Source organism: Neorhodopirellula pilleata, from assembly GCF_007859915.1.
In the GTDB taxonomy this organism is placed as follows: Bacteria; Planctomycetota; Planctomycetia; order Pirellulales; family Pirellulaceae; genus Rhodopirellula; species Rhodopirellula pilleata.
In genome coordinates, this window is record NZ_SJPM01000004.1 from 244881 (window position 1) to 266693 (window position 21813).

Sequence of the window (21813 nt, forward strand, 5' to 3'; positions counted from 1 at the left end):
GCATGGAAGTGGGAACAACTCAAGCCAGGAGTTCACACCGCCAGAAAAGAAGATCTCGGTATTAGCTCCGAGGAACTAAACTTGCGCAATCGCATTGCCGCCGCAACCCCAAACTTTTAGCAGGCCAGCGTTAGCCCCGGTTCTGAGGTGCCGAAACCGGGGCTAACGCCCAAACGGCTAATTCTATCAGCAGTCTCCTTGAGGAGGGTGAAATCTGGAAACTGTATCCGAACGCTTCCTTAGCTGGAAACAAACCAGAGATAGGTGTTGGCAGTTCCAGACGCCACCTAACCGAATCGTAACGGATTGGCGGCCGACTTAATCATTTAGAGATTCAACGGAGAGTACACTATTTTCTGTGTCGATTGATCCCATTCATTTTCCCCCAAAAACAAATCTGAGGATCGCTATGCAAACGCAGCGTCTGACCAAGATTCCCCGCTCCTTTGCTTTCTTCGCTTCACTGACAGCCCTTCTGCTGAGCTTTGCTCCGTTGACGATCATCACTGCGACGGTCGTCAATGCGGACACTCGGAAAGCCAAACCGATCGAAACGCCCGCTTACGCCGCCTCGGTACCGAAACCGACGATGAGCGAAGTTCGCTACGGTGACCACGAGCGACACGTGATTGACTTTTGGAAAGCGGAATCGGATCGACCGACGCCGCTGGCGCTAGTCATCCACGGCGGCGGTTGGCAAAGTGGAACCAAAGAGCGTGCCGGCAAATTCGTGGACATCCCTCGCTTGTTGTCGCAGGGCATCTCGGTCGCGGCGATCAATTATCGTTTGATCAGTCACGCCAATGCCGAAGGCGTTCAACCGCCCGTCAAGGCACCGCTGCACGACGCCGCCCGGGCATTGCAGTTCATCCGCAGCCAAGCGACGGCGTGGAACATTGACAAGCAACGCATCAGCGCGTCAGGCGGATCGGCCGGCGCCTGTTCGAGCTTATGGCTCGCGTTTCACGACGACATGGCCGACCCTCAAAGCGATGACCCGGTCGCCCGCGAATCCACACGAGTTCAATGCGCCGCCGTGATCGGTGCTCAAACAACACTTGATCCGATGCAGATGAAACAATGGACTCCGAACAGTCGATATGGCGGGCACGCGTTCGGCATCACCGGCGGATTCAATCAGTTCATCGCCAAGCGAGATTCGATCAGCGAATGGATCGCCGAGTATTCACCTTACGCGCTGGTGACTTCCGATGATCCTCCGGTCTACCTTTCGTACTCAAGCCCGCCCGCGATCGGCAAAGACCAAAAAGACCCGACGCACACCTCCAATTTTGGCGTCAAATTGCAAGAACATTGCCGCGAAGCGGGTGTGACTTGCGAACTGGCTTACCCCGGTGCCCCCGACGTCGCGCACTCAAGCACCACGGACTTCTTGATCGAATTGCTACTTCCGTAATGGGGACTTTCAGTCGCTAGTGCTTCGTCATTATTTAAAATGAGGGTTGGCTTAAAACGTGGCACGGTGGTCCCCACCGTGAAACACGGCGGAGACCCCCGTGCCACGATATGTCAACCCGAACTCAACGTTGGAACAAGACACTTGCGGGCTATAGGTTTAATCGTAACCCGACGCGTCAGCGAGGGATTCCTTGTAGGCGGATAAAGGCGAAGTATCCCTCGCTGACGCATCGGGTTACGATTGAATCAATACGTCGTGTGACGCGTCGGGTTCTCTTAACGAAACAAAGAGGAATGACATGCAACGAAACTGGCCTTTGCTTTTTCTGTTCTTGCTGTTTGACCCAGCCTTGGGTTCTGCGCAATCAAGCTCGCAGTGGCGTAACTTGGTTTCCGCTGTTTCCCCGTCTGACCATGCGATCGCGGGGGCTTGGTCCAAAACGGACGACACGCTTCGAACCGCCGCCGAGGCAAGCTCGCGTTTGGCGATACCGGGTGATGTTCCCCGCGAGTACGATCTTCGTGTGTCGTTCACTCGAGAGAGCGGTCAGCATTCGGTTGCCGTCTTTTTAACTTGCGGTAGCGGCCGGGCGTCATTCGAAGTCGATGCTTGGGCGCAGCACCTAGCGGGTTTTCAGGCCATTGCCGGGCAGGACTGTCGAAGCAATCCGACACGAGTGGAGAATCAGCATCTGCAAAACGGTCGACGATACGAACTCGAGCTTCGCGTACGCCGCCAAGGGGTGGCGGCATTCATTGATGGCGTCAACGTCGTCACCTACCAAGGCGACGGCTCGGATCTGTCTCTCTTGCCGCTTTGGCAGCTACCATCGCAGTTTCAACTCGGAGTAGGTGCCTATCAATCTGCGGTGACGTTTCATCGAATAGAACTTCGTGAAGCGTCGGGTGCGATGCCTTCTGCTTCGCCAGTCGCGATGGACCGATCCGCATCCGCAACCCCCAAGGCTGGTCAGGAGTCACGATCGGTCGCAATGCCAAATGCATCTCAAGCTGCTCGCCGATCGACTGCGCAGCGTGGGCGAGTCCTGTTTGTGATCGCGGACAGACATTTTTTCTATCGAGAGTATGCCGAACCGCGAGAGGAGCTTGAGCGGGCCGGATTCAAGGTCGACGTCGCGGCTTGGAATCGAGCGTCCTGCTATCCTCACGAGAATTCGGGGCAAGGCAGTGATGGAGGCGAAGTTCGACCCGACGTCGCGCTAACGGACGTCGACCCGGAGCGATACGACGCGATCGTTTTTCCGGGAGGGTGGGGAGTCTCGATGTATCAATACGCTTTTGAAGGTCGATACAATCATCCCGAATACAACGGAGACGTTGGCAAGAAGCAAGCTGCGAATCACTTGATCAATTCGTTTGTCAAAAGCGACAAGTATGTATGCGGTATCTGCAACGGGGTATCCGTGTTGGCGTGGTCGCGTGTCAACGGAAAGAGCCTCTTGGCAGGAAAGCAATGCACCGCACCGACGCGTTCTGCTCCGCCGGGCGTCTACAACGGTAGACCCGGAAGTCCGTCGATTCGTTGGCACGTCGAGCAGAATCGTGGCCGTTTGGTCCCTGCCGGTTCGATCGGCAATCCTCAGTCGCGAGCCGACGACGTGGTCGTGGACGACAAAATCATCACGGCGGAGGACGATCAGTCCGCAAGAGAAGCGGGCCGACAACTGGCGGAATTGCTAAGTCATCCTGAGTGAACAACACTCGATGAACTCAAACCGTCCAGTTAGCGGAACTCATTTCCCAAACGATGCCACGCGGGGTTGGCCCGGTGATTGACTCGGGCCGGCTTCCTTGATCGCATCAAGAACCATTTGCTGCGAGACGAGGTCACGCAAGATGATCGGCTTGTCGGGTTGTGATCCCGGATAAATCGCCAGCACCGGAATCGATCGGCTCTGCAATTCGCTGAGTTTCTCTTTAATCTCGGGGTTATCTCGGTCCGACCAATCGGCGACCATCGGTATCGCGTCGAACTGCTCGAGCAACTCAGCGGTCGGCTCGGTGTTGAGGGCGAACTTCTCGTTCACTTTGCAGTTCACACACCAATCGGCGGTGAAGTCCAACACGACGGTCTTGCCATCGGCGAGCAACGCGTCCAATTTCGCTTCGCTGTACGGTTGCCAGCGGATGATCTCTTCGCCGGGCACGAGTGCCGTGAAGGACCACATCCCGATCGCAGTCGCGGCCGATAAGCCAACGGCCCAAGCCGCCAAGCGACGCTGAATCGTTTGCCACGCGGGAACTTTGCCGATCACCCAACAACCGAACCAAACCCCGATCAAAGTCACGAACACGGCGACTTTGGTTTCGTCGGTAAAACCGTAGAAGAAAAACGCAACGGTACCGAGGAACAGGAACGCTAAAAACTCTTTGAGCGTTTCCATCCACGGTCCCGGTTTGGGCAACCAACTGACTAGACTCGGTCGAGCCCCAATGATGAGGTAAGGCAGTGCCATGCCGACGCCGACGGTCATCATAATCACCACGGTTTGCACCGGAGATAGCGTGATCGTCGCGCCGAGGATATAACCGAGCAGCGGGCCGCTGCAAGGTGTCGCCATCAACGTCGCGAACACACCCTTGAAAAACGCACCGACGTAACCTTCCTTCGCACCAAGTTTTTGAGACGCTTTGCCAGACGCGAACGACGGGGCGGGGATCTCCCAAACACCGAGATAACTTAGCGCCAACGCAAACATTAATAGCGTCAAACCGAGCCGAAACTCGAAATACGTGAACTGTTCGCCCCACGAAAATGACAAGCCAACGGCAAGCCCTGCTAACAACGCAAATACGGATAGGATGCCTAATGCATACACTAGATTGAGCATCAACACGCGGCTGCGGTTCTCACCAGCTTGTTGGACGAAACTCATCACTTTGAGTCCCACGACCGGCAAGACGCATGGCATGAAGTTCAAGATGATACCACCCAAAAACGCAAACGCGAGCGTGAGCGGGAACGAAGTGGCTTCTTCAATCACCTCGCCACCATCGGCGACGATCGATTCGGCGTTGATCGGGTCAACTTCCTTTGAATCATTTGGTGGTCCCCCGGCGGCGAGTTGATCGGTGGCCGCTTGGGGTGGGGCGATTTTATCAACCCAGGCTCCACCCTTGGCCAACTTCATCGTGTCCCGGAACTTGGCCGATGTGAGTGTCACCGCAGTCGGTGTCGAGCCGGCCTTCGACTCCGGCGTATCGCTTGGTAATATCTCGATTGTTGATTCGAACGAAGCCCCCATCGGCATCAAGCAGCTTTGATCGGTGCAGGCCTGATAGGCAAGCAAACCGCGAATCGTTTTGACACCGGGCTGCGCATCTGCGGGCACTTCGATCGGCATCGACCAAGTGACCGGGCCGGTGTGATAGACGTTGATCAACCCGGGAACCGGTTCCTCGGTCAAGATCTCCGCATCGGTCGTCGGTGGACCGATCCGCAATCCCGATTTATCGCTGATCGCAAAATTGGTCGCCTTGGGCGAATCGTCCACCACGGCGGGGTAAACATGATAGGTCTCGTCAGGGATTGCCGAAAAATTCAGTTGAGTTTGTTGGCCGGGTAAAAGTGTCGAGTCGGTTATCCATGCTTTCCACTGGACCGAATAATCTTCATCGCGAAACAGCGGCAAGTCGTTGGCGAATTCAGCAATTAATCGGTCATCTTGCTCAGCCGTTTCGGGTTGGGAATCTTCAGGTTGTGGCTGGGTTTCGCTCTCGACGCGTTCGCTCACCGTTGCTCGCGCGGCCATCGCTTCTTTCGGTTCGAGCGCTCCGCCGTACTGAGCGACCAGCGTCTCTTCGATCGGCATGCACGAACCTCCCGACACGCAAGCCAACGCATCGATGGCGATTTTGATTTCGCCGATGTCATCGATCGCGTCACCGGGTGTCTTCAACCATGCCGGGGCTGAGAAAACGACTTCATCACCGAACTCTTCGATCGTGATCCCACCGAACTCTTTCGAAATACTCTTGGTCGGTTCGCGGTCGGCTTGCCACGGACCGAGCAGCTCGATCGAATCAGGCGAAACTAAGTTCAGCTTCGTCGGCGACGGACCACCCTTGGGCTGCGTCAACGAATACACATGCCAAGGTGCATTCATTTCCGCGCGGACTTCAATCACAAACATGCCCGCTCCGGCATCGATCGTCTTGTAAGTCGCCGACCATTTTGCCGGTTCGTCAGGTGTTTCCACACCGGTTGCCGGTTGACCGTACTTACCCAATGAAAGATCGGGGAACAAATCCGCCGGTCCCTGTGCCGTCAACATCGCGACGGGCATGAACATCAAAATGAACGCGAAAACGCCCGCCGGTCGAACCGGCGAACCGAAACGAGATCGGAAAGAAGAAGTTGGATTGAATCGTTGCACGGTTGGGAAACCTTCGTCCAAGTAAATTCTTCAGGAAAAACGGTCGTCAATTTTACCAGATTCGGCAGTTTGAAGCGATTAGATGAGAAATACGGCCTTGAATCACCGACGGCTCACAGGTAAAGCAACGCCTGTCCAAAACCAGCCAAACCACCCAGTTTGCCAGGCCGCCGATTGCGTTGGCCTGAACCAGGCACCGACTCAGTTCGATCTCATGGTTAGAGAATGGCCGAATCGACTGATATCCCGCCGCCAACGCCTGCAAGACCTCGTCGACCGGGCGATCAAAGCTGCCCGCGTACCGAGCCAAATCGGCGGCCGGAGAATCCTTGCCGAGGGCGTCATAATCGATGATTCCGGCGGCTTTTTGTGCGTCCGGGTCGAAAAGTATGTGTTCGCGATGAACGTCCCGGAGCACGGTTTGGATCGGGAAAAAACCACTTTGCCGGTCAAATCGCTCCAGAGACTCCAGAATCCGATGAAACTGCGGAGCCCAATATCGTTGCAGGACTTCGATCGCCGACGCCAGGGTCTGCGTCAGTCCCTGCAGCGAACCGTCTGATGTTTCTCCACACGCTTCGCGATGCGGGGAGATCTGCGATTTGAGCAGCGAGAATATGGAATCGAACGAGGGATAATCAAACAACAATCGAGGCAGTCGTCGATCCAATTGGGCGAGTCGATGGCGCCGCCGCGATACGCACTCAATGGATCCTGACAACGGTGATGCGTCGCAACCACCCGACTCGTTGTCGTTCGGTTCCGTTTCATCCATGCCCAAGGCGACGTGGACGCGGGCGAGCGTCTCGCCCGCGAGTGTCAGGTCCGTCAAATCGGCGTCGATCGGCAGAGGACGACCGACAACCCAAGGCAACAATTCCCAGACGCGGTCAAACGCCTTGACGGTCGTTGGACCCCCAAAGGTCGGTTCAGGCGGGGCGAGCAATGAACATTGCTGCGACGCCTTTCGAATCCAATCATGGATCGGGATCACACGGGCGGAAGGAGTTTTTGTAGGCCAAGCCTTCAGCGCCCACAACCGAGTTGTTGGCGATTTTTGGCCGAGAAACGGCGATGAATCCAGGAGGCAGTATGAATCAGGTGGCAGTTTCACACGAGCGACGAACGCGCCGCTGAGTCCTTGAGGGACCGCTTCGATCGTCGGACGGGTCGCCTTGACGACCGGCCAGTTTGCCAGCACCGTTTCGATTTGTCCCGTTGAGAACATCCAGACTCCCGTAGTTGCACTTCTACCTTTCATCGCTCACGATCAAAGTCACACGCCCGTTCACTTCGCCCGCCGATGAAGTCCTTGTCATCCTCTCAGCCATCATCGCCGTCGCCAAACGATTCGTCGACCTCCGCCGATGCGGCGGCGATGCAGCTCGCCGTTCTCGAGCGGACCGCGACGGCTTACCATGAAGCCGGGCATGCCGTCATGGCGATCTCGCTCGGCCGGACGATCCAAAAGGTCACCATCCAAGCCGGCAAGCGGCAATTCGGACCGGCCCGTTTGGGCACGTGTGAACTCAAGAAAGGCCGCAGCCGGGCGTCCAAGGATCCGCTCGAAGACGACGTCTTGATCTTACTCGCCGGAATGGTCAGTGAATCCAAATTTACCGGCCGGTACAACCAGGGTGGGGCTTCCCAAGACCTTCGTGATGTGGCCAATCTATTGTGCACGCGTGCCGCATCACCGCGCCAACACGAAACTTTGCAAAGAAGACTACTCGCGAAAACCGAACACATTCTCAGCGACCCCACGCACGTCGCGGCGATCGAAGTGCTCGCCAACGAGTTATTGGAAAAAACCGTCGTCAGCGGTCGAGCCGTGCGACACCATTTTCAACAAGCCCAACAAAAAAAATCTTAATGGCCCAAAGTATCCACTTGGAAATTTCCCGCGAATTGAACGTCCCGGTCCATCAAGTCACCGCCGTCATCGAATTGCTCGAAGCGGGAAACACGATCCCGTTCATCGCACGCTATCGCAAGGAAGCCACCGGAGGACTCGACGAAGTCGTTTTGCGAGCGATCGAAGACGCTCTCGAGAAAGCCAACGCACTCGCCGCCCGCAAAACCACCGTGCTGAAGTCGATCGACTCTCAAGGTTTGTTGACGTTGGAATTGCGTAAACAGATCGACGCGTGCCCCGACATGCGAACGCTCGAAGCGATCTACTTGCCCTACAAACCCAAACGACGCACCCGCGCGACGATCGCCCGCGAACGTGGTTTGCAACCATTGGCTGATTTGTTATTGCAACAATCCAAACTCGGCAAATCCAAATCCGAAACGCTGAAAGCGTTCATCGACGACGCGAAAGAAGTGCCTGATGCGGAAACCGCTTTGCAAGGCGCGATGGACATCATCGCCGAGCAATGGAGTGAGGACGTTGAGGTACGAGAATGGATGGTCGAGAAGGGCATGAAGTTCGGTCAGGTCACCTCGCAAGTCAAACGTGGCAAGAAAGACGAAGCGGAGAAGTTTGAACAATACCTTGATCGCCAAGAGTCCGCCGGACGCATCCCCGGTCACCGCTTGTTGGCGATGATGCGAGGCGAAGCCGAAGGCGTCTTGAAGATCGGTCTGCAGATGGAAGACGACCGCGCGGTCTCGCACATCAAGTCGACGTTCATTCGAAACCCGTCGTTCGAGTTCCATCGCGAACTCAGCCAAGCGGCCGAAGATTGCTTTGAACGTTTGTTGCAACCGGCGACCCAATCGACCGTCTTGCAAATCTTGAAAGAGAAAGCCGATGAAGAAGCCATCGACGTGTTCGGCAAAAACCTGCACGAACTCTTGATGGCGGCGCCAGCCGGACCTCGCGTGACGATCGGCATCGACCCCGGTTTCCGAACCGGATGCAAAGTCGCCGTCGTCGACGGGACCGGCAAGTTTCTGACCAATGCGACGATCTATCCGACGCCACCCAAAAGCGACACGGCGGGTGCGGCCAAAACATTGTTAGCCCTGATTGAAAAACACCGCGTCGAGCTGATCGCCATCGGCAATGGAACCGCGTCGCGAGAAACTGACGCGTTCGTCGGTGATCTGATCCGTGAACATCAACTCGGCGTGACGAAGGTCATGGTCAGCGAATCGGGAGCGTCGATTTATTCGGCGAGCGAACTTGCGGGAAAGGAGTTTCCGGATTTGGACATTACCGTTCGCGGCGCGATCAGCATCGCGCGGCGGTTGCAAGACCCGCTCGCCGAACTGGTCAAGACCGATCCGAAGTCGATCGGCGTCGGGCAGTACCAACATGATGTGAACCAAACCAGCCTACGCAAATGTTTGGACCGCACGGTCGAATCATGCGTCAATCGTGTCGGTGTGGACTTGAACATGGCGAGCGTTCCGTTACTCGCGCGGGTCGCCGGGATCGGCCCGAAATTGGCCGAGAGCATCGTGACCTACCGCGACGAACACGGACGCTTCGGCAGTCGCAAGGAACTCACCAAGGTGCCCAAACTCGGCAAGAAGGCGTTCGAACAGGCGGCCGGCTTTCTACGCATTCGCGATGGCAAGGAACCGCTGGATAACTCCGCCGTTCATCCCGAAAGTTATCCCGTCGTCGGTCGCATGGCCAAGGAACTCGGAGCCAATGTCGCGACGTTAGTCGGCAACCCGACGCTGAGTTCGAAGTTGAAACCGGAAAAGTTCGTCGACGATCAATTCGGGATCCCGACGATCCGCGACATCATCGCCGAGTTAGGCAAACCCGGCCGCGATCCACGCAGCGAATTCAAAGTCGCCAAGTTCGATGATCGCGTCAACAGCATGGAAGACTTGAAACCCAACATGATCCTCGAAGGTGTGATCACCAACGTCACCCATTTCGGCGCATTCATCGATTTGGGCGTCCATCAAGACGGATTGATTCATATCTCCCAGTTGGCCGACACGTTCGTCAGCGACCCCAGTGAAATTGTCTCAGTCGGCGACGTGGTGAAAGTCAAGGTGCTCGAAATCGACCTGCCGCGAAAACGAATCTCGGTGACGAGGAAGTTTTAAGACTTCATGTCATCTTGTTCCCAGGCTCCGGCCTGGGAACACCCTGCTCGGAGGCTCCCGCCTCCCGTGAGTGATCCGGGCAGGCGGGAGCCTGCGGGCAGTGCATTCCCAGGCGCGAGCCCTCTTTATACCCCACAAGTCCTCATGTATTGCTCCCCTGCCAGCTCGTCTGGCAGGAAGCCGAGGTTGGCAAGCTAGACACAAGCCGAAGTTTTCCCAACCTTCCGAGTTGAACTTGTGCTCGCCGCTTGAAGCGGCGAGCACAAGTTCAACTCGGAAGGTTGGGAGGGCGTCGGTGTCTAGCTTGCAAACCTTGTTCACCCACGAGACGAGCTCGTGGGGGTCAAGAAGATGTGTAGGCTAAAGAGGGCTCCGGCCTGGGAACGAGGATCGTGCCAAATACCCCGATACCGCATTCCCTCAACGTCGCTTTCGATTATCGTGGGGCCTTTGGCCGAATCCTCCTCGCCCCCGACCGCTCGTCATGCTTCGCTGTGTTTTTCCATTGAGCTTGTTGTGGCTCGTTCTTTTCAATGCGGCGGTCGCCCAATCAACGGTTCCGGTGGTAGGGCTGCGGAGTAATCCCGTTCGAACGGTGGTGTTGCAGAACGCCACGGTCGTCACCCAACCGGGTGAGACACTAACGGCGGCCTCGATCGTCATCGAAAACGAACAGATCATCGCCGTCGGCCCCGAGATCGAAATCCCGCCGGGGGCCGAGGTCATCGACTGCACCGCGAAGACCATCTACCCGGGCCTGATCGATGGTTTTCGTGAACTGTCCGTGGATTGGCCCGAACAAGAAGGCAGTTATTGGAACGCCAACGTGACACCACGTCGGCATGCGGGAGCTGCGATCGCTGAAGCGCAAAAGGCGGCGGGAGACTACCGCAAACAAGGCATCACGCTGCAAGTGCTCGCCCCTAGTGATCGAATCATCCAAGGGCAAAGTGTCGTGATGTTGTGTCGTGATTCCACGGACGGCTCGACGCGGTTCGCTGATACGCCTTGGCAACATCTTCAGCTGACCGTTCCACGCAATCGCACGTCGGGTGAAAGCTATCCGAACTCGCCGATGGGTGCGGTCGCGCTGTTGCGTCAATCGTTTTACGACGCGATTTGGTATCGCGATGCTTGGCGGGCCTATCAAGCCAACCCTCGATTAACGCGGCCCGAAACGAATTTGGACTTGGAAACCTTGGCCGAATCCCTCGAACAACAAACATGGGTCATCGATGCTCCCAATGAACGAATGGGGATTCGCGGATGTGATTTGGCCGACGAGTTTTCGTTCGACGTGATCTTGCGTGGGTCAGGATACGAGTACCAAGCGATCGAGGAACTCGCCTCTCGCAACCGTCCCGTCCTGTTGCCGATCGATTTCCCGAAACCACCGAGCGTCAACAACGACGCGAGTGCCCGCGAGGTTGATTTGCGGACGATGATGCATTGGCACTTCGCACCTCAGAACCCACGAATCGTGAACGACGCGGGGATCGAGTTTTGTTTCACCAGCGAAGGGCTCGACCAAGTCGGCTCGTTCTTGAAGAACGTTCGCCGCGCAGTCGCCGAAGGCCTGCCCGCCGACGTCGCGCTGGCCGCCTTGACGACACGACCGGCACGATGGTTGGGGGTCGACGAACAACTCGGTAGTCTCCGTCCCGGACACCTCGCCAATCTACTGATCACCGACGGTGACCTGTTTGCCAAGGACACCAAGATCCTCGAAACCTGGGTCGCGGGAAGTCGCTACGAGCATTCACCTGATTTAAACGCGGAACCGGATCCACTCGTGGGTCAATGGGACATGGACGTGACCCTCGACGGACAGAAGACAACGTTCGAACTGAACATCCGCGATGCCAAGCAAACCGTCAGCATGGAATTGACGCGGCCGGAGCCGAAGCCCAAAGGCAAGAAGAAAACAAGCAAGCAAGACGAACCGAAACCCAAACCGATCGCGTTGCGCAACGTCGTTCGTCATCGCGATCAACTCACCGGCTTGGTCTCGCTGGCGGATCTCACCAAGCTTGCCGATACACCACTTGCCGATACACAGGCTGCCGATACAAAGCTCGTCAAACGAGAGTTCGCTGAAGGCATCGGTTCGCTCGAGCTAACATCCGTTGCGACCGCCGAAGCAACCTCCTCCGATGTTCAAGTCAGCGGCAAACTGGTATCGCCCGATGGTAAAACCGTCCCGGTGAAGTTGACGCGTCGCAAAACATCGACTCCCTCCGAAACCACGGATGAACCGGAGAAAGAAACCAAGTCGGACGAATCCGACGACGCCAACAAGCCGAATCGAGAAATCGAGCCCCAACAAACCGACGCGATCGTCATCAACCATCCGCTCGGCGGATTTGGTTTCGTCGATCGTCCTGAGCAACCCGAGACGGTCTTGTTCCGCGGGGCGACGGTTTGGACGTGCGATCAAGGGCAACCGAGTCAACTCGACGTGTTGGTTCGATCGGGAAAGATTGCCGACATCGGAACCGGATTGAAGCCACCACCGGGATGTCAGATCGTCGATGTGAAGGGCAAACATCTGACGCCCGGCATGATCGATTGTCATTCGCACATGGCCACCGATGGCGGGATCAACGAATCGGGGCAAGCGGTCACGGCGGAAGTTCGCATTGTTGATTTCTTGGACAATACCGACATCACCATTTACCGCCAACTCGCCGGCGGCGTCACGACCGCGAACATGCTGCACGGTTCGGCCAATCCGATCGGCGGTCAAAACCAAGTCATCAAGTTGCGTTGGGGCGGCCGCATGTCGGAGTTGCGTTTTCACGATGCACCGGCGGGCATCAAGTTCGCCTTGGGCGAGAACGTCAAACGCAGTTCATCGCGATATCCCAACACGCGGATGGGCGTCGAACAACTCCTCCGCGACCAATTCCTCGCCGCCCGGGAATACCTCGCCGCGCACCGACGTTACGCCGAGGGGGATCGCTCGATGCTACCGCCGCGACGTGACTTGCAACTCGAAGCGATCGCCGAGATTCAAAATCACGAGCGTTGGATTCACTGTCATAGCTATCGGCAAGACGAGATCATCGCGACGCTTGACGTGCTCGACGAATTTGGCATCCGCATCGGATCGTTGCAACATATTTTGGAAGGATACAAGGTCGCCGATCGGATGGCCCGACACGGGGCGATGGCTTCCTCGTTCGCCGATTGGTGGGCGTATAAGTTCGAGGTCTTCGATGCGATCCCCTACAACGGAGTCTTGATGCACAACGCCGGCATCGTCGTCTCATACAACAGCGACGATCCCGAACTCGGTCGGCACCTCAACACCGAAGCGGCCAAAGCGGTCAAGTACGGCGGCGTCGATCCGGTCGAAGCGTTGAAGTTCGTCACGCTCAATCCAGCCAAACAGCTCCGCATCGACGACCGGGTCGGTTCGATCGAAGTCGGCAAGGATGCGGACGTGGTCGTTTGGAGCGGCCCGCCGCTGTCGACAACATCTCGTTGCGAGCAAACCTGGATCGACGGGCGACGCTACTTTGACCTCGAAACCGACCGCCAGATGCGGCAACGCGACCAAGTAACCCGCGCCCGATTGATTCAATTGATTCGCACCTCCGAGCTTCCGCCCGAGCTGTCCGGCAAATCCGATGGGAAGAATGCGAAAGAGCAGCAAGACGAAGCGGACCGTTGGCTGCGATTTGACGAATTCTGTACCGCCAAAGGACAATAAACGAACATGAATCCACTACTTCGAATCGCAGTCAGATTTTCGTTCGTTTGGACGTCTGTTGCACTCATCAGCAACGCCTTGTCGGCACACGACCAAGTTCCCGGCGCACCGCAGCGCAAACCGATTTTGATCCACGGCGGGACGCTACACATCGGCAACGGTGAGATCGTCGAGAAGGGCTCGATCTTGCTCGTCGATGGAAAGATCCAGGCCGTTGGTCGCCGAGTTGACGCCCCTGAAAAGGCGATCTCGATCGACGCGACCGGACAACATGTCTATCCCGGACTGATCGAATCGATGACCGATTTAGGCTTGAGAGAAATCAGCGCCGTCGACGTCACCGTCGACAGCACCGAGTGGGGGAATGAGAATCCCAACGTCCGCTCGTGGATCGCCGTGAATCCGGATAGCGAACTGATTCCGGTGGCACGGGCCGGTGGTGTGTTGTTAGCCCATGTCGCTCCCGGTGGTTCTTTCTTGCGGGGTCAATCGGCGCTCATCGCGCTCGACGGATGGACGATTCAAGACATGGCCGTTCGCGCCCCGGCGGGGATGTGTGTCGACTGGGAAACGCTCACCCCGCGTGGTTCAGACGACGCCGATACCGTCAAGAAGCGAGAAGAGAGACTGCAACAACTCGACGATTGGCTCGACCGAGCCGAGCGATACGGCATCGCACAAGAAGAAGCCGCAAACACGGAGTCGAGAGCCATCGCCACGGACGTGCGACTGGAGAGTCTCTTACCGGTGCTTTCGCGCGAGTTGCCTATCATCGCTCACGCCGATGCGTTGGCCGCGATCCGTTCGGCGGTCGCGTACACTCAAGCGAGAGGATTGCGTTTGGTGATCTATGGAGGGCATGACGCGGGCGACTGTGCCGAGTTGCTCAAACGATACCGGATCCCCGTGATCATCGCGGGCACTTATCGTTTACCGCGACAACGCGACGATGATTACGATGCCCCCTACACATTGCCCGCGCGACTTGAATCGGCCGGCGTCAAGTTCGCGATCGCCGGGGAACAACCGGGCTATCCCGGCGGTGCCTCCAACGCCCGCAATCTTCCCTATCACGCCGGCTGCGCCGTCGCGTACGGGCTCGATCGCGAAGCGGCCGTGAAAGCGATTACGCTATCACCTGCGGAAATTCTAGGAGTCGACGATCGGCTAGGCAGTCTCGAAACGGGCAAGGACGCCACGCTGATCATCGTCGACGGCGACGTGTTGGAATCACCCAGCAACGTCCAACAGGCGTTCATCGAAGGCCGCACGGTGGACTTGGGCAATCGCCATCGCACCCTGTTCGAGAAGTATCGCCGCAAGTATTCACGGTAGACAATCTGATCAAAGCTAATGAATCAAGAATCGCCGGATCAATGATGCTAAGCTTTTTCTCGTTCATCGTCTCGAGACTTTAGGTACGCTTCAATAGAATTAACCACGAGCTTGGTCAAATCATTCTCACTTCGTGAATTGTCGGCAAGTCGATTGGCCCACGTGCGACCTGGATGCAAAACATCCCATGGTGGACGTTGGCCGGCACGACGCCCCTTGCCGGGGTCATGATTTCCAAACCCGTCGATTGTTCGATTCCAGATCGGAGCGAAGCGGCTGATCAGAAGGGACTCGGCTAGCGGAATCCAAATATCATCAACAACAAGAAAGCGACAGCAAAAATCTTCCAAGTTCAAATTACTTGCTGCCTCGATTGATTTTGAATGTTCCCGCAAACGATTGAACAACACACGTCCAGGACTTGTGTCGGTTCCATAATCCCCTTTTCTTGCACCGGCTGGAACTGCTTTGCCGACGTAAATCGGCCAACAAAATCGTCCGTCGCGGTTTCGTTCGGCGATCGGCTCATACGGTTTGAATGAACGACCGATGTAGTAAATAGCATATAGACCGGCACCAATGAATGGATCATTGGGAGGAAGCGGTATCGGTTCACTCTGAAGAATCGCATCGGCAACACTGGTGCCAAGATTTCTCTTGTCAAGCGGATTGTATGGGACAATTTTGCTCAATCGCACGCCCTTTTCAAACAAGCATGAACCGACTTCGCAACCGCGTTGGCAAGCCGGACAGGAACTGCATTACCAAGCTGCCGCATGGACTCGGTCCACGATCCTTCGAAGTAGTATTCGTCGGGAAACGTCTGCAACCGTGCACTTTCACGAATTGTCAGATAGCGAACGCTTCCATCGTTGAATAGGATCATGTTCTCGCCACCTGGGACTCCGTGGTCTCCAGCTTTGAGAGTCTTCCCAGCTTCATCGATCGGACTTCCGGTATGTCCTTTGTAGCTTCTTGCCCCCGGTTGTGTCTTATGGTTCGCGAACGTTTCGCGATCAACACGCGGCTTAGGTAGGCCTGATATCCCATCACGAACGGTAAGCCATGGTGACTCCTCGATCGGAATTAGCATCGTTTCAAGGTTCTTGGCGATTCTGACCTGAGTGAATGTGGGTACCGGTCGGTTTTTCCTGGGGACCATGTGACGATGCCAGTAATCACCAGTTACCCACTGATCAAATACCAAGGCTTCATGGGAGTGTGTCGGCTCAGGAAAAGACCAATTCGCCTCGATGTCGGATCGAAATGCGACGATGAAAACGCGTTCTCGTCGCTGTGGTGCGCCATAGTCTGCCGCGTTGAGTTTGCGGAAAACGACTTTGTATTCTAGTCCCGACGATTTTTTGCTTGTCTTGTGTTGTTCAAGCCTCGAAAGATGCGAGATCCAATCTTCATCATCTTTCTGAACAATCTCCGGGAATTCAATTTGATGAAGAACATAGGCAAAAAACTTTGAGAATGCTGATCGCAGCAATCCTTTCACATTCTCGATCATCACCGCTCGCGGCTGCGTTTCCCGAATCGCTCGGATCACTTCGGGGAACATATTACGATGATCTTGGTTGCCTTTGTGTTTACCTCCAATCGAAAATGGCTGGCACGGCGGCCCTCCAGTTAACAGATCGATTCCGGCAAATGGTTTGAAGTCGAAATTGCGAACATCACACTCATGTAGTGGCCAATCGATGATCTTGCGTTGGTTGTTCTCTCGAATTGTTTCACATGCATTGCGATTCCATTCAAGTACACAATCGTGTTCGAAACCCGCGTCATGGGCACCAAGAGCAAGCCCCCCGGCACCCGCGAACAGTTCAACAGCTTTCATCTCTTTAATTCCTCCTGATCGGTCCATTCATTCTTTCTTTAAACCCACTCCGTCTCTTACTCACTTACTTTCGCTTAAAATATGCTTCGGCACCCGTGTGCGGCATGGGCTAAAAAGTGAGTGTTTGATTTGCGATCGTACCACATTCGTCCACATTTCGGCAGATGCCTTGCACTAATAGGAACCATCAGGATTGCCCACTAAATCATCGCCGCACGAACCCGTTGCACGCGGTGGTTGTTGCTGTCGAGGACGTGGACGCGTCGTTTTGAGTCGATCACGACGCCCCAGGGTTGGTAGAGTTGGCCGGGGGCGTGGCCGGGGCCGCCCCAGGTCGAAAGGAGTTCCCCCTCAGGTGTAAAGCGTTGTAAACGTTGGTTTCCGTATTCGCACACGATCACCGTGCCGTCTTGATCGATGGCGAGGTCGTAGGGGTAGTGAAGCTGGCCGGGTCGATCGCCTTCAGTGCCCCATAGGCTGACTAGCTTCGGTGTATCGTGTTGTAAATCGTAACGGGCGATGCGGTGGTTGCAGGCGTCGGCGATCCAGAGCGTTTGGTCGTCGACGACGAGACTTTGTGGGCGTAAGAATTGCCCGGGCTCGGAACCGGTCCCACCCCACTGGGCGACAAACTCGCCGTCGGCGGTGAACTTTTGGATCCGATCGGACGCGCCGTATTCGCCGATGTAAAGATTGCCTTGACGGTCGTTGACCGCGTCGGTGACGAACGCGAACTGACCGGGCTCGAATCCGCTTTCCCCGCCGACCTGTTGCTCCGTCCGCAGTTCCCCGTCGGGACTGTAGACGATCATGCGGTAGTAGTGCGTGTCGGCGACCAGCAACCGGGGGTCGGCCGGGTTGGTGGCGTCAAAGGCTAGACCGGTGGGGCGTCCGTTCTGGGTGTCCAGCGTGATCCACGTTCGCAAATGGTTTCCATCGGCGTCGAATACCTGGATACGACCGGTCGTGTCGACGATGTACAATTGATCGGCGGGATCGATGGTGATCGCCCGCGGTTTCAAGAACCGTCCGTCGCTGAATCCTCGACGTCCCCAGACTCGGTCGACGGTTCCGGCACCGGATGTGGCGACACAACCGGAGCTTGGGATCGTGGCGAGCATGCCTCCGGTGGCGAACAGCAGTTCGCGTCGGTTCAACTGGCGGACTGGAATCGGTTTTCTCATCACCGTAGGATAGCTGAGTCCGATCCGGCGCAGTATTCCGCTCGCGGGGCACATCCTTGTCTTTTCTCGCTCTTCTTCTCTCGCCAGTGGCCAGTCGCCTGACGCATGATTTACGACCTGCAGCAAACCGATGATCCCCGCGACATCGTGCATCGGAGCGTTCAGGCACTCGTTGAAGGCAACGTCATCGGTCTGCCCAGCGAGACCGTTTATGGCGTCGTGGCCAGTTCGTTGTGCGTCGGCGCCGTCGAGCGGGTTTTTGAAATGGTTCAAAAATCGAACGAGCGAGCGCAACAACCGTCCAGTTCAAACGACCCGTCGAAAGCGGACCCGACACCTGGGCAGATCGCCCTTTGCGTGCGAAGTACCGAGGCGGTGGGCGATTTTTTGGTGCCACGAACCAAACTCGCCGGACGTTTGAGCGAGCGATGTTTTCCGGGGCCGTTGACGTTGATCAGCGATTGCTCGCCTGAACAATCCGCTTTGGGCCGTTTGCCGGCTGCGGTTCAAGCGATTTTGCGGCGTTCCGCGGGTGGGGTCGGCGAACCGGCCGGTTCAGAATATTCAATGATGGAACGATTCCCGGTCGCCGTGCGGGTGTCTCATCACCGACTGCTCAGCCATATTCATCGTTATTTGTCGGCACCGCTGATTTGGGGTGAGTTTTCGGCTCCCGGTTCGCCCGCGTTAACGACGGCCGCCAGTTTGGATGAACATTTGTCGCAGATTGCCACCAAGAGCCCCTTGCCACTGCTGCTCGACGACGGCTTAAGTCGTTATGGTGGGGTGGGCACGGTTGTTCGGTCGTCGGGCAATTCGTGGCAAATTTTGCGAGAAGGAGTGATCCAACGGGCCGCCATGAATCAGTTCGTCAAACCAGTCATCGCGATCGTCTGCACCGGCAACACGTGCCGCAGTCCGATGGCGGAAACGTTGCTTCGCGATCTCTTGCACAAACGGTTCGGGCGAGAAGACGTCGCCCGCGTGATCTCGGCCGGGGTGGCGGCGGGGCGAGGCAGCGGCGCAAGTCCGCAGTCGGTCGAAGTAATGGGCCGTCTCGGATTGGATCTCACTGGTCACGCCAGCCAACCGCTTGATGATCCGTTGATGTTGATGGCAGACTTGGTATTGACGATGACGCGACGACATCGCGATGCCATCTTGGCGGCGTGGCCGGACCGCAAGGATCGTGTCTTTACCCTACGTCGGGATGGCGGCGACATTACCGATCCGGTCGGGATGCCTGTCGATGTGTATGAACAATGCGCGGACCAAATTCGTGAAGAACTCGAGAAATGGATCGACGCGTTGGACAGCGATTTTTTTCCAAAAACGTCTGACAAGTTGAGTGGACAGGGACATAATGTAGACGTCGATCCCAACCCGCCCCAATCAAGTCCGGAAGGAGACCACTCTTGAAAGTCGGTTTAGCCAGTGACCACCGCGGCGTGCACATCAAAGCCCGTTTATGCCAATGTTTGACCAACGAAGGTTTTGAAATTGTCGATGAAGGCACTGATTCGACGAACCCGTGCGACTATCCCGACTACGCACAGCGCGTCGCACAAGCGATCGCCGAAGGACGCCTTGATCGCGGCATCTTGATCTGTGGAACCGGAATCGGGATGGCGATCGTCGCCAATAAATTTCCGGGCGTGCGGGCCGCTCCCTGTTACGACGAGGTGATGGTCGAGATGTCACGCCGCCACAACGACATCAACGTGTTGTGCTTGCCCGGCGACTTGATCGGCGAGCGTTCGATCGATGAGTTGGTCTTGATGTGGCTGAGGACGGAGTTCGAATCAGGCCGTCATTCGCAACGCATCGACAAGATCACGAATGTCGAAAAGAATGCGATTCATTTCAACGGGATAACACCCCGTAAAATCGTCGATCGTGTCGGATAGGCTGTTTGCGTTTTGGCTAAATCATCCGCTCCACCGCCGCCGCCCTTCCCGGCGACTTGGAATCAACTGATCGGGCACGATTGGATTCGGTCTGCGCTGCAGATTGCGATTCGTAAAGGCCGCTTGGCGGGCAGCATGCTGTTCGTCGGATCGCCGGGCGTGGGCAAGACCGCGACGGCGATGTTGGTCGCGCAAACGATCCTTTGCCAACGCAATTCGTCGCGGGACATGAATCCCTGTGGCACGTGCCCCGATTGCGTTCAAGTGCGCGCCGGCACTCATCCGGATCTCATTCAGGTTTCCAAACCAGCCGATCGCACGTTAATCCCGCTCGAAGCCTTGATCGGACCCGTCGACGCTCGGTTGCAAGAAGGCTTTTGCCATGACGTTCACTTGCGACCGATGCAGGGGCCTCGCAAGGTCGCGTTGTTGCACGATGCGGATTTCCTCAATGAAGAAGGCGCGAACTGTTTGCTCAAGACGCTCGAGGAGCCGCCATCGAACGCATTGATCATCTTGATCGGCACGAGCGAACAGAAGCAACTTCCGACGATCCGTTCGCGTTGCCAAACGATGCGGTTCGTCAGTCCCACCGGTGAAGACGGGCGGCGACTCTTGCGAGAACACCTCGCACGCTTCCACGCCGACGTCGACGATCCGCCCAGCGTCACCGATGAAACGCTTAACGACGCGTTGGAACTATCCGCCGGTGACTTTCACGTCGCCACGCGATTGGCCAGCGGCCAGAGCGGCGAATTACGCAACCAGTTCTTGGCACAACTGAGCACCTCGGTACCCGATCCGGTCGTGGTTGCCCGTTGCATCAACGAGCACCTCGACGCGGCGAGCAAGAAAGAAGCCCCGCTGCGCCGTGCCGCTTTTCGCGATGTTTGTGCGATCGCGGTGCAGCATTATCGTGGACAATTGCGCGCATCGGCCCAGCAGGGACGTTTCGAAGTCGAAACACAGAATCGCTTGGATCGCACGTTGAGAGTCTTCCGCGAAATCGATCGCAGTGCAAACCTCAACACACTGGTGGATTGTTACGCCGCCGACTTGACGCTCGCAACGACCGGAGACCGGGGCGCGATCGGATGAGGCGGGTCGATCCACGCTCGCCTCTTGCGGCGGTGATCGAACATCGGCAACCGATGCAGCCGATTCCCACGGGTGTGTCACCGCGTTTGGTTTCGCTCGATCCGATCCGCGCCGTCATCATCGACATCTACGGCACGCTCGTGATCAGCGGCAGTGGTGACGTCGGTACGGCCAAAGCCCCGCCAAGCAACGAGCTAGCAATCAGTGGTGGCGACTTTCAGTCGCCAATCCTCGAAACGTCGACTCAAAGTCAACGCCACCTCCTCCGCCAGGAGATTGAGCGGATTCACTCGCTGCACAAGTCGCAGTCGAATCCGCGTCCCGAAGTGGAGATTCTGGACGTTTGGCGAACCGTACTTATGCAAACCGGTCGTGGAGCGGTTGCCGATCAGCCCGATGCGGTCGCTCGCGCGGCGGCCGAGTACGAAGCGTGCATCAACCCGACCTGGCCGATGCCTGGTGGCGGCGAAGTTATCGAAGAGCTCCAACGCCGCAACATCCGCTTGGGGATCGTTAGCAACGCGCAGGTCTTTACGATTCCGATCGTCGAGCAAGCGATCGGCGGTACGCTTGCAAGCCGATTCGATTTGGATCTGTGTCTATTTTCGAATCGCTATCGATCGTCCAAGCCGGGAACCTTGATGTTCGATCGATTGGTCACCGCGATGCGCCGATCGGAGATCGAACCACACGAAGCGGTTTATGTCGGCAACGATATGCTCAACGACGTCTATGCGGCGAGCCAGGCAGGCTTGAAGACGGCTCTGTTCGCCGGAGACGCCCGTAGTTTGCGTCTACGGGAAGATCATCCGGCCTGCGCCGATTTATCGCCCGACGTGGTACTGACCGAGTGGGCACAGCTACTAGATTGTATCAAAACCAAATAATCAGTGGA

The 21813-nt window shown here is 56.7% G+C and carries 15 protein-coding genes; 10 read left to right on the forward strand and 5 right to left on the reverse strand.

The window, feature by feature from the left end; all coding sequences use genetic code 11:
• Positions 1-409: 409 nt before the first annotated feature.
• Both Pla100_RS11930 and Pla100_RS11935 read left to right on the forward strand, forming a co-directional pair.
• Positions 410-1417, forward strand: a complete 1008-nt coding sequence (locus Pla100_RS11930) for an alpha/beta hydrolase (protein WP_146577909.1) — start codon at positions 410-412, stop codon at positions 1415-1417.
• A 301-nt stretch (positions 1418-1718) separates the two neighbouring features.
• Positions 1719-3134, forward strand: a complete 1416-nt coding sequence (locus Pla100_RS11935; RefSeq protein ID WP_146577910.1) for a DJ-1/PfpI family protein — start codon at positions 1719-1721, stop codon at positions 3132-3134.
• 39 nt (positions 3135-3173) lie between these two features.
• On the opposite strand, the gene Pla100_RS11940 is transcribed toward Pla100_RS11935, so the two are convergent.
• Entirely contained in the window at positions 3174-5816 is a 2643-nt protein-coding gene (locus Pla100_RS11940; protein WP_146577911.1) for a protein-disulfide reductase DsbD family protein, read from the reverse strand.
• 52 nt (positions 5817-5868) lie between these two features.
• Positions 5869-7044 (reverse strand): phosphotransferase, encoded by a 1176-nt coding sequence (locus Pla100_RS11945; RefSeq protein WP_231602982.1) that lies wholly within the window; start codon positions 7042-7044, stop codon positions 5869-5871.
• 75 nt (positions 7045-7119) lie between these two features.
• Here Pla100_RS11945 and Pla100_RS11950 point away from each other — a divergent pair, with 75 nt between their 5' ends.
• The 4 genes from Pla100_RS11950 to Pla100_RS11965 all read left to right on the forward strand — a co-directional run bounded on the left by Pla100_RS11950 (position 7120) and on the right by Pla100_RS11965 (position 14883).
• Positions 7120-7689: an ATP-dependent metallopeptidase FtsH/Yme1/Tma family protein gene (locus Pla100_RS11950; protein WP_146577913.1), complete on the forward strand. Its 570-nt coding sequence runs from the start codon at positions 7120-7122 to the stop codon at positions 7687-7689.
• Entirely contained in the window at positions 7689-9833 is a 2145-nt protein-coding gene (locus Pla100_RS11955) for a Tex family protein (protein WP_146577914.1), read from the forward strand. Before Pla100_RS11950 ends, Pla100_RS11955 begins: the two co-directional genes overlap by 1 nt.
• Positions 9834-10317: 484 nt before the next feature.
• Positions 10318-13548 carry an amidohydrolase family protein gene (locus tag Pla100_RS11960; protein ID WP_146577915.1) on the forward strand — a complete coding sequence of 1077 codons (3231 nt, stop codon included), beginning with the start codon at positions 10318-10320 and terminating at the stop codon, positions 13546-13548.
• 6 nt (positions 13549-13554) lie between these two features.
• The gene (locus tag Pla100_RS11965) at positions 13555-14883 is read left to right on the forward strand and encodes an amidohydrolase family protein (protein ID WP_146577916.1); all 1329 of its coding nucleotides are present in this window, start codon (positions 13555-13557) and stop codon (positions 14881-14883) included.
• Positions 14884-14930: 47 nt separating this feature from the next.
• Here the strand turns inward: Pla100_RS11965 and Pla100_RS11970 are convergent, their stop codons facing one another.
• The 3 genes from Pla100_RS11970 to Pla100_RS11980 all read right to left on the reverse strand — a co-directional run bounded on the left by Pla100_RS11970 (position 14931) and on the right by Pla100_RS11980 (position 17913).
• The gene (locus Pla100_RS11970; protein WP_197167868.1) at positions 14931-15581 is read right to left on the reverse strand and encodes an Eco29kI family restriction endonuclease; all 651 of its coding nucleotides are present in this window, start codon (positions 15579-15581) and stop codon (positions 14931-14933) included.
• On the reverse strand, positions 15572-16729 hold the full coding sequence (locus Pla100_RS11975) for a DNA cytosine methyltransferase (RefSeq protein WP_146577918.1): 1158 nt from the start codon (positions 16727-16729) through the stop codon (positions 15572-15574). Before Pla100_RS11975 ends, Pla100_RS11970 begins: the two co-directional genes overlap by 10 nt.
• 200 nt (positions 16730-16929) lie before the next feature.
• On the reverse strand, positions 16930-17913 hold the full coding sequence (locus Pla100_RS11980) for an NHL repeat-containing protein (RefSeq protein WP_146578137.1): 984 nt from the start codon (positions 17911-17913) through the stop codon (positions 16930-16932).
• Between the two features lie 105 nt (positions 17914-18018).
• Here Pla100_RS11980 and Pla100_RS11985 point away from each other — a divergent pair, with 105 nt between their 5' ends.
• Genes Pla100_RS11985 through Pla100_RS12000 form a run of 4 tightly spaced genes read left to right on the forward strand, consistent with a single transcriptional unit; the run spans position 18019 to position 21805 of the window.
• Positions 18019-19332 carry an arsenate reductase/protein-tyrosine-phosphatase family protein gene (locus Pla100_RS11985; RefSeq protein ID WP_146577919.1) on the forward strand — a complete coding sequence of 438 codons (1314 nt, stop codon included), beginning with the start codon at positions 18019-18021 and terminating at the stop codon, positions 19330-19332.
• Positions 19329-19820: a ribose 5-phosphate isomerase B gene (rpiB, locus tag Pla100_RS11990; protein ID WP_146577920.1), complete on the forward strand. Its 492-nt coding sequence runs from the start codon at positions 19329-19331 to the stop codon at positions 19818-19820. The genes Pla100_RS11985 and rpiB overlap by 4 nt, the downstream gene beginning before the upstream one ends.
• 12 nt (positions 19821-19832) lie before the next feature.
• Positions 19833-20918, forward strand: a complete 1086-nt coding sequence (locus Pla100_RS11995) for a DNA polymerase III subunit (protein ID WP_231602984.1) — start codon at positions 19833-19835, stop codon at positions 20916-20918.
• A 53-nt stretch (positions 20919-20971) separates the two neighbouring features.
• Positions 20972-21805, forward strand: a complete 834-nt coding sequence (locus Pla100_RS12000; RefSeq protein ID WP_231602985.1) for an HAD family hydrolase — start codon at positions 20972-20974, stop codon at positions 21803-21805.
• The last annotated feature ends 8 nt before the right edge of the window (positions 21806-21813 follow it).